Raw genomic sequence first — 8,705 nt, forward strand, 5'->3', positions numbered from 1 at the left:
AACTACAGGAAAACCGGATATGACAATGACCAGATTAAGCCGCGCGTTACTGATGACGGGAATGGGCCTGTCCCAGCTGGGTGGCGCGGCGCATGCCGCGAACGAGCCGATCAGGGAGGTGCATATCGTTACCGAAGGCGGGTTCCCGCCGTGGAATTACACCAAGTCCGACGGCGCCATCGCCGGTTTTGAAATCGATCTGGTTAAAAATCTCTGCGACCGGATGCAGGTCGCCTGTACTTTTACCGCCCAGAGCTTCGACGGCATGATCCCGGCGCTGAACGCCGGTAAATTCGATGCCATCGTCGATGACCTGGGCATCACCCCCAAGCGGGAGGAGTCCATCGCTTTCAGCCTGCCCTATGCCTCGCTGTGTTATACCCTGGCGACCCGCAAGGGCAGCGATATCGCGAAAAAGTTGCCTAAGGACGACGCGGTGGTTTCCCTGAACAACGAGGCCGCCGCCGCCGAAGCCTGGGCGCCGGTAAAAGCCGCGCTGCAAGGCAAGGTGGTCGGCACCATGTCCGCCGGCACCTCGGTCAACTTTACCAAAACCTATCTGCAGGAGACGGCCGAGGTGCGCCAGTATAAGACTCCCGACGCGCGTGATTTCGACCTGGCCTCGGGGCGGCTGGACGCCATCGTGGCGTCGAAAGACTCGCTGTTGGGCAGCATGACCAAGCCGGGCGGCGCCGATATCGTACTGGCAGGGCCTTGCTTTAGCGGCGGCGTCGTCGGCAAAGGGGCGGGCATCGGCTTGCGCAAAGGGGACACTGCGCTCAAGGCCTTGTTTGATAAAGCCATCCAGGAAGCCCTGGCGGACGGTACGGTGGCCAGGCTATCGGAACCGGTATTCCATATGGATGTCAGCCCGCGCTAAGCTAAGCCGGTGTGTGGATATAGCATTGATAAGTCATGATATTGGTGTAAAAGTGAACAATTAAAGGTAAGGTAGTGGGGCTTCCTACTACCTGAACCTTTCGCCGGAGAGCCTACCATGACGATTAAAGCCGTTACCCGCGCCGCCATCCTACTCTGTGCCGCGGTAGTGATGCCCGCGGCCCTGGCCGTCGCAACGCCGCAAATCAAAACCCAGTCGCCGGGCTACTACCGGATCATGGTCGGCAATGCGGAAATCACCGCTCTTTATGACGGCAGTTCCACCTTTCCCCTGACGCTGTTCAAAAACGCCACGCCCGACCAGTTGCAACGCTATGTCAAGGACGTGGACGGCGACGCGCCTAAAGTGGTTAATGGTTCGGTTAACAGCTTTCTGGTGAATACCGGCGAACACCTGATCCTGATTGATACCGGCGGCGGCAAACTGCTGGGACCCGGTTTCGGTCAGGTCACGGCCAACCTGAGGGCGTCCGGATACGCGCCGGAGCAGGTGGATATGATTTTATTGACCCATATGCACGGCGATCATATCGGCGGCCTGGTCACCGCCGACGGCCAGCCGGCATATCCGAACGCCACCGTCTGGGCGGCAAAACCGGAGGTGGATTATTGGCTCTCGGCAAGCCAGGCGGCCAAGGCGCCGCAGGCGCAGCAGACGGGGTTTCAGCGCGCAAGGGATATCCTGACGCCGTTTAAAGACGCCGGTAAGCTGAAGACCTTTACCGCCGGCAAGGACCTGCTCCCCGGCCTGCAGCCCATCGCCCTGGCCGGCCACACGCCGGGACACACCGGTTTTGTTCTGGAGCAGGGCGGGCAGCGCATTTTATTCTGGGGGGATATCGTGCATTACTCCGCCCTGCAGTTTGCCCATCCGCAGCTGGCCGTGGGTTTTGACGCCGACGGCGCCCAGGCGGTGAAGACCCGCGCCGGGTTGTTAAAGCTGATGGCGCACCAGCGAACGCTGATTGCCGGCGCCCATATCACCTTTCCCGGCATCGGTTATGTCGTCGAAAACGGGCAACAGGGCTATCGCTGGACGCCTATCGGCTACGGCGAGATACGCTAACCCACTGCCGGATTAACGCAGCCCGGCCATGGGATCGCCGCCTTCAAGGGTAAAGCGCAGGCGGCGGCGTTCAACGCGCACGCGCAAATGGCGGTATTTTATCAGGTAATATACCCCCACCAGCGCGGCGGCCAGTCCCGAGGCGGCGCCGATGCCCAACGCCCAGCGCGGGCCGAACCTGTCCGCCGCCCAGCCGACCACCGGGGCGCCGATGGGCGTGCCGCCCAGGGCGATGGCGAGGAAAATAGCGATGACGCGTCCGCGCATGGCGGGTTCGGTCGATAGCTGCATCAGGCTGATTGCCGACGTGGTCAACGTCTGCGCCGTCACGCCGATAAACACCAGCGCGATGCCGAACATCAGATAGTTGGGCATGACGGCGGCAAGCGCCAGGCCGACGCCGAAGATCGCCGTATTGGCGAACAGCAGGGTAATGCCGGTGGTGGTTCGCCTGGCGGCGAGCAGCGCGCCGATCACCGATCCAAAGGCCATGATCGAGGTCAGCAGCCCATACTGGCCGGCGCCGGTATGAAACACGCCGACCGACATGGTGGCAATAAAAATCGGGAAATTAAGCCCGAAGGCGCCGATTAGAAAAATCATCAGCAGGATGGTCTTGAGCGCCGGCCGCCGCCAGACATAACGAAATCCCTCGGCAAAACCGCCCGGCGCGCGGGCAGCCCTGATGCGGGTATGCAGCACGCCGGCGCGCAGGCAATGCAGCGAGACCAGCACGGCGACAAAGGAGGCGGCGTTGATCAGGAACAGCCAGCCGGACCCCACGATGGCAATCAGCGCGCCGGCGATGGCCGGACCTATCATCCGCGCGGCGTTAAGCGAGGTGGAATTCAGCGCCACCGCGTTCGACAGGTCGGCTTCTGCCACCAATTCGGCCACGAAGGTCTGGCGCGCCGGCGCGTCAAAGGCCGCGGCGCAGCCCAGTAAAAACGCAAATACGTATACCTGCCATAACTGCGCCAGGCCGGCGACGGTAAGCATCCCCAGTCCCAGCGCCAGCATACCCATGGACGCCTGGGTGGCGATCAACAGCTTACGCCTGTCGAAGTAGTCGGCGGCAAATCCCGTCAGCGGCAGCAGCAGGATTTGCGGTCCGAACTGCAGCGCCGTCACCACGCCCACGGCGGTGGCGTTATTATGGGTCAGGTGCGTCAGCACCAGCCAGTCCTGCGCGGTGCGCTGCATCCAGGTGCCGATATTGGACACCAGCGCGCCGCCGGCCCATATCCGGTAGTTAGCATTGGTTAATGAGCGAAACATCCCCGCGGCCAGGCTGCCTTTGGGTTTCATGGGTGGGGATCGTCGATAAGACGTTTGAGCAGCGCTACCGCGTTGGCCAGTTCCTGCTGCTCCGCCGGGGTGAACCGGGCACGCACGGCCTGGAACAACCAATCCTCGCGCGCCGCCCGGTTGCCGGCAATCAGCTTGCGGCACGCGTCGGTCAGGGAAAGCAGGGTTTGACGGCCGTCGGCCGGGTCCGCCGAACCGGCGACCAGCCCGGCCATCTGCAGGGCGGCCACGGTGGCGCCCATGGACTGGGGACGCAAGCCTTCGGCCCGGGCGAGGCCGGTCACGGTCAGGGGACCGCCACGCTCCAGGCGACTGATAACGGCAATCTGCGCCGGGGTGAGCCCGCCCGGGCGCGCCTCTTCGCGGAGCCAACGTTTCAGTTGGCCAATCAGGATACGAAAGTCCCTTACCAGGGCTAAGGTGCGCGCGGCGCCGGGTTCATTGGGTCGTTCATCTGTGTTCATCATGAAAAAATAACAGATATAAAGGTAACCTACAAAGGTTACCTTCATAAATAGTGCGCGGATATGTTAATCCAGGTAACCGTTTATAACACCGTCATGCGTGGATCAGCCCGGCGGCGCCTGTCATGCCGGAAGCCACTACCCGCGACCGCGATCCAGGTAACGGCGGCCCTGGCCGTCATCGGGGGGCAGGGTGCCGCTGGGTAGCCTGCCGAACCAGCGATAGCGATTACGGGCGACGGCGTTATAGATACCGTCGCGCAACACCCGGGGAAAAAAACGCAGTATCAGCAGGGCGCGCCACGGCCAGCCCAGCTCGCCCAGGGCGGCAAAAAAGGCCGTCGAGCGGGTCGACACCTCGCCGTTGGCGATATAGGCGATGGTGCTGAAATTATCGGTGGGCAGGCCGGCCCAACGCAGGAGATCCTGGCCCGCGGGCGATTGCACCGTGGCCAGGTGAATTTTTTTGCGCCAATCGGCACGGATCAGAAAACGTACCAGCCGCCGGCATAACACGCATTCGCCATCAAACAGGATGACCCGCTCGCCTGCCAGCAGATGCGGCGGGGGCGTAAGACGCTCGTTGCGGATAACATAGAGCGGCGGCGCGGTCGATTTGCGTCTGGCGTTTTCCATGATTCATACCCCCTATAATACCTGTTCCGTATGCTACCAAGGCGGTTGGCGCAGGGTGACGGCCCGTGCCGCATCTTACCGCGTCAGCCTTGTAAATCCTTGAGTACCGCCTGCTTAAACTGCGTCATCGGGCAGAATCCGTCGGCATCCACCGTGCATCCGCCGATGGTTAGAGTGACACGTTGCGGCGGCGCGGAAAGCGACAGCGGGCTCGTATTGCGAATTTGGCTGGCCGTGGGATAGACATATTCCATTTTCATCAGATCCCGGTTTTGTTTAGGGTCGTGCCAACGCTGGAATACCACGGCCCCGCTGATCGGCGTGCGCTCAAATTGTCCCGGCAGCCGGTAATCCCGGGTATGCAGCGCCGCCAGCAGCGAGGCGATGTTGGAATCATGGCCCGCCAGCAGGGTCATTTTTGCCCGCTGCGCGGCCTGTTGATTGGCGTCCGCCGCCGGCTGTATATCCAGCGCGCCGGCAATAAAGCCCAGCAAGGGCTTGGCCGCATTGGCGGCGATGGCCGGCGAGCCGAACAGCGTTTCGTGATAGAGGTTTTTAATGGTTTCCAACCGCCGCCACTGCTTGTCGGTGGTCACCTTACCCCAGGCAACGTCCTTGAGCGGAAAACCTTCATAATATTGCAGCATAAAGGCGTCGGTGGCGCCGGTCGCGGTGCGCAGCGGGCCGTTGATGCCGGGTTCCTTACCGGTAATCAGGGTCACCGAGGACGGTTGGGCGGCAAGATCGCAGGTTTTATCCCGTTGGCAGGCCGTGCCTTGACGGTAATCCAGGACATCTTGCAGCAGGCTGTAGTTCGGCTTGAGCCGTTGGTTCAGCCCGTCGATGCCGCCGGCGCCCGCGTGCCGGTTAACGGAGTCCAGCGCATTATGCCTGAAGCTATCGGTCACGTCGGCGGTAATAATCGGATTAAAGGTCGGGTCCATGGTGCCGACGGCGGCCTGGTGGGTGACAGCGATTTTGCACTCCGGGAATGCGCCGGCCAGAAATGCTTTGGCCGTGTCAATGGTGCGCGGCAGGCTGTTGGCGTAGATAAATACCTGCTGGTCCGCCGGGCAACCGTCCTGGGGGATCAGCCGCGTTTGCGCCAGCCACTGCTGGAAATACCGGCCCACATGTTGTTCCACCGCCGCGCCCTTTGGCGTCAGCAACCCACCGCCGGTCTGCCATACCGGCCATTTCTGCGGCGTCGCCTCAGCCAGCGCATCGCCATAGTTCACCAACGGCGCGCGGATGCCGTGACGGCTTAGCACCACCACCTGCTCCAGCTGATAACCCGGCGGAACCTGGGTTTTTTTTTCGGCCGCCAGCAATGGGGCGGGGGAAAGAGCCAACTGCATCGCCAGCAGGCCAAGGGTCAAACCGGAGGTCGTTATTTTCATTACGCTTTTCCTAATATCAATAACAATAGCAATTGCTTTAAGGTAAATATAGCCTATTGAATATAAAGTATTTTCAGCATAATCCTTAATAAGGAAAATTTAGGGATCAGAGTCACATTGCCAATAACCGGCGGTGTCCTCGCTGCCGGATGCGCCGGGCCGGGTATTTCCATTACCGGGCTGATAGCGCGCCCTATCGGCGGCGTTTATGGTTGGTGGGGGGACCGCCTATGGCGATGAACGCTTTGCGCCGGCGCGGGGCGATTGCCGGTATTTCGGCATGGAGCGCGCTGGAATTCGATAACCCCGGCGCGCAGCCTTGCCGTTATTTACTGGTGATGTCCAATGAATAGCCAATGCGGCGCATGGGGGAAAACACAAAAAGTTACGTAAATCCGCATGATCATCACCGTTACCCGGTATAAATTACTATTAGCTATACTCAGCATCAGCAAGGGCACGGGTGCGCTACCCCCGGTCCTGCGATGATGCTATCAATTCCCTTCTTCACGCCCTTCAAGCCTTGCCTTCTGAGAATTATGTACACCGCATCCGTTACAGACAGGCGTTGTTGACCACAGGTGTCAATGTTTACGGAAAGCAAAGGCCGGAGGAAATCTCTTTTCGGAGGAATTATGCGTTACAGCACATTCGGCAATACCGGTTTATTTGTTTCCGAGCTTTGCCTCGGCACCATGACCTTTGGCGGCGAGGGCGGCATGTGGGGGCAAATCGGCAACCTGCAGCAGGCGGACGCCGAGCGGCTTATCGGCCGATCCCTGGACGCCGGCATTAACTTTATCGACACCGCCAATGTCTATTCGGAAGGGCGATCGGAAACCATCACCGGCCAGGCGCTGAAAAACCTGAAGGTGGCGCGGGAAGACGTGGTGGTGGCCACCAAGGTGTTTGGCGCCAGCGGCACCCAGGGCGTGAACTCCTCCGGGCTGTCGCGCTTTCATATTATGGACGGGGTAAAAGCCAGCCTGAAGCGTCTGCAGCTTGATCATATCGATCTCTACCAGGTGCATGGTTTTGATCCCGCCACGCCTATCGAGGAAACGCTCTATGCCCTGGACAATCTGGTCCAGCACGGGCATGTGCGCTATATCGGCGTATCGAACTGGAGTGCCTGGCAGATCATGAAGGCGCTGGGCATTTCCGCCCGCCTGGAGCTGGCGCGGTTTGCGTCCCTGCAGGCCTACTACACCATCGCCGGCCGGGATCTGGAGCGGGAACTGGTGCCGCTGCTGCAAAGCGAAAAGGTCGGCCTGCTGACCTGGAGCCCGCTGGCCGGCGGTCTGTTAAGCGGCAAATATGACCGCCATACCGCCGAGGTGGAGGGCAGCCGCCGCACCACCTTCGATTTTCCGCCGGTCAATAAGGAACGCGCCTATGACTGCATCGACGCCATGCGGGAAATCGGCGCGGCCAAAGGGGCGTCTGTGGCGCAGATTGCCCTGGCGTGGCTACTGCATCAACAGGTGGTGACCAGCGTTATCATCGGCGCGAAAAAAATCGAGCAGTTGGAAGATAATATCGCCGCCACCGCTATTACCCTGTCGCCGGACGAGCTGGCCAGGCTGGATAAGGTCAGCCGGCTTCCGGCCGAATACCCGGGCTGGATGCTGGAGCGCCAGGGCGAAAATCGCCGCCAGCGCCTGAACGACGCCGATAAGGACTAGCGCGCGCGACGTGGGTATAAGTATAATCACCTGCGGCGGTCGTATTAAGGATCGCCGCCAGAAGATGGTCGTTAAAAAAAATGGACTGGCGGTGCTGCTGTAATATTAATTATCCCGTCAGTATTATTATCTCTCTCGATTGCCATAGTTCAGGGGAATCCTGGTTTTATCACAATAATTCAAAACACCGGGGCACATCGCGGCATGGCCGGCCAACATGTTTATAGTAAATGATATTAAATATATATTTATTAAAATAAATACGTTTTCACTCGCATCAGCCTGCGAAAATTTAAAATTAATCATAGCGCGTCGACATAGATTATTTAGGGACTTCCTCGTTATAATCATTTTATCGAAATTTTCTAAGTTCCCACAATCGGAGCCGATTATGCCGCTATGCCCGCTAGATAGCAGGAATTGTATTGGTTATTATCATAATAGATTCTCCCACTTGATGCCGGATCAAAAATCACAACATAAGACTATCCGTTATTTAGCCGGACGTCCGGGCGATGGGCTAAAAAGAGCGCGCGCGGAGCTGATGCTGCAAAGCGTGCTATTTATCACTAATGTTGCCTGTAATACGCCTTCCCGCGCTTCGCCATCACCGGCGCAAAACAAAAAAATACACACGCCCGTAGTACCGGCGCCACAGCTTACCGCGAAACGCCAGACGGAGGGCGCCGACCGCCTGCGCCATGATTGCCGTTACGGCCTGGTCAGCGTCCAATCCGTTGCGCAAGCCGGTGAGCCCGCCGTATTGCCTCCTATGGCCCTGGCGATGCAAATAAAACCCGCTGGCGGCGGCCCGGGGCGCGATAGCCTTGAAGCCGTCCCGTCCACCGTTGCAAGCCCCGGGCGTTGGGATGCGCCATTGACGGTGCGCGCTCATGCGATAAGCAAACGCAGCCCGGCCGAAACCGACGACCTTACGGATGATAACGTCATGGCGCAGACCCGGCGGGTTGCGGATTGGCTGATAAAAAAACATCCGCCGGCCGCCGGCGACGCCGCCAGGCGCGGGTATGCCTTGATCAACCAATGTATCGAGTCTTTGCAGGAGGACCCCGGGATATTGCCCGGTCTGGCCAGGCGGCTCTGCAAACCGTCGGGCGATTTTGGCGCGCATCGCGAGGAGCTATTATCGGAAACCAGCCAATACCGGATATTCAACCGGTGGCTGGAAGCACTGGTCTTTAAGCCCGGCGTCGGTGAGTTTATTGCCCGGGCCGGGGTTAACACC

The 8,705-nt window shown here is 59.7% G+C and carries 9 protein-coding genes; 5 read left to right on the forward strand and 4 right to left on the reverse strand.

Annotated elements, in window-relative coordinates; translation table 11 throughout:
- Window positions 1–19: 19 nt before the first annotated feature.
- Window positions 20–880 (forward strand): transporter substrate-binding domain-containing protein, encoded by an 861-nt coding sequence (locus GRH90_RS14375; protein ID WP_218586248.1) that lies wholly within the window; start codon window positions 20–22, stop codon window positions 878–880.
- Window positions 881–997: 117 nt separating this feature from the next.
- Window positions 998–1,966 (forward strand): MBL fold metallo-hydrolase, encoded by a 969-nt coding sequence (locus GRH90_RS14380; RefSeq protein WP_162366639.1) that lies wholly within the window; start codon window positions 998–1,000, stop codon window positions 1,964–1,966.
- A gap of 12 nt (window positions 1,967–1,978) precedes the next feature.
- Here the strand turns inward: GRH90_RS14380 and GRH90_RS14385 are convergent, their stop codons facing one another.
- The 4 genes from GRH90_RS14385 to agp form a co-directional block, all read right to left on the reverse strand.
- Window positions 1,979–3,274, reverse strand: a complete 1,296-nt coding sequence (locus tag GRH90_RS14385) for an MFS transporter (protein WP_218586249.1) — start codon at window positions 3,272–3,274, stop codon at window positions 1,979–1,981.
- Window positions 3,271–3,741, reverse strand: coding sequence for a MarR family winged helix-turn-helix transcriptional regulator (locus GRH90_RS14390; protein WP_246236049.1), 471 nt, complete (start codon window positions 3,739–3,741; stop codon window positions 3,271–3,273). The genes GRH90_RS14385 and GRH90_RS14390 overlap by 4 nt, the downstream gene beginning before the upstream one ends.
- A gap of 135 nt (window positions 3,742–3,876) precedes the next feature.
- Window positions 3,877–4,374 carry a thiol-disulfide oxidoreductase DCC family protein gene (locus GRH90_RS14395; RefSeq protein WP_162366640.1) on the reverse strand — a complete coding sequence of 166 codons (498 nt, stop codon included), beginning with the start codon at window positions 4,372–4,374 and terminating at the stop codon, window positions 3,877–3,879.
- 83 nt (window positions 4,375–4,457) lie between these two features.
- Window positions 4,458–5,774 carry a bifunctional glucose-1-phosphatase/inositol phosphatase gene (gene agp / locus GRH90_RS14400; RefSeq protein ID WP_178113154.1) on the reverse strand — a complete coding sequence of 439 codons (1,317 nt, stop codon included), beginning with the start codon at window positions 5,772–5,774 and terminating at the stop codon, window positions 4,458–4,460.
- A 230-nt stretch (window positions 5,775–6,004) separates the two neighbouring features.
- Here agp and GRH90_RS26530 point away from each other — a divergent pair, with 230 nt between their 5' ends.
- The 3 genes from GRH90_RS26530 to GRH90_RS14410 all read left to right on the forward strand — a co-directional run.
- On the forward strand, window positions 6,005–6,127 hold the full coding sequence (locus tag GRH90_RS26530) for a hypothetical protein (RefSeq protein WP_281352762.1): 123 nt from the start codon (window positions 6,005–6,007) through the stop codon (window positions 6,125–6,127).
- Between the two features lie 282 nt (window positions 6,128–6,409).
- Complete coding sequence (locus GRH90_RS14405; RefSeq protein ID WP_162366641.1) at window positions 6,410–7,459, forward strand: aldo/keto reductase; 1,050 nt, start codon at window positions 6,410–6,412, stop codon at window positions 7,457–7,459.
- Between the two features lie 544 nt (window positions 7,460–8,003).
- Window positions 8,004–8,705: hypothetical protein (locus GRH90_RS14410; protein ID WP_162366642.1), on the forward strand; the 702-nt coding region annotated here is incomplete at its 3' end.

This window comes from Acerihabitans arboris (genome assembly GCF_010131535.1).
In the GTDB taxonomy this organism is placed as follows: Bacteria; Pseudomonadota; Gammaproteobacteria; order Enterobacterales; family Enterobacteriaceae; genus Acerihabitans; species Acerihabitans arboris.

Excerpts from the sequence above, each read along its gene's own strand:
- GRH90_RS14390 (WP_246236049.1), bottom strand. The coding sequence starts at position 3,741 with ATGATGAACACAGATGAACGACCCAATGAACCCGGCGCCGCGCGCACC.
- agp (WP_178113154.1), bottom strand. The coding sequence starts at position 5,774 with ATGAAAATAACGACCTCCGGTTTGACCCTTGGCCTGCTGGCGATGCAG.
- GRH90_RS14405 (WP_162366641.1), top strand. The coding sequence starts at position 6,410 with ATGCGTTACAGCACATTCGGCAATACCGGTTTATTTGTTTCCGAGCTT.
- GRH90_RS14375 (WP_218586248.1), top strand. The coding sequence starts at position 20 with ATGACAATGACCAGATTAAGCCGCGCGTTACTGATGACGGGAATGGGC.
- GRH90_RS14395 (WP_162366640.1), bottom strand. The coding sequence starts at position 4,374 with ATGGAAAACGCCAGACGCAAATCGACCGCGCCGCCGCTCTATGTTATC.
- GRH90_RS14380 (WP_162366639.1), top strand. The coding sequence starts at position 998 with ATGACGATTAAAGCCGTTACCCGCGCCGCCATCCTACTCTGTGCCGCG.
- GRH90_RS26530 (WP_281352762.1), top strand. The coding sequence starts at position 6,005 with ATGGCGATGAACGCTTTGCGCCGGCGCGGGGCGATTGCCGGTATTTCG.
- GRH90_RS14385 (WP_218586249.1), bottom strand. The coding sequence starts at position 3,274 with ATGAAACCCAAAGGCAGCCTGGCCGCGGGGATGTTTCGCTCATTAACC.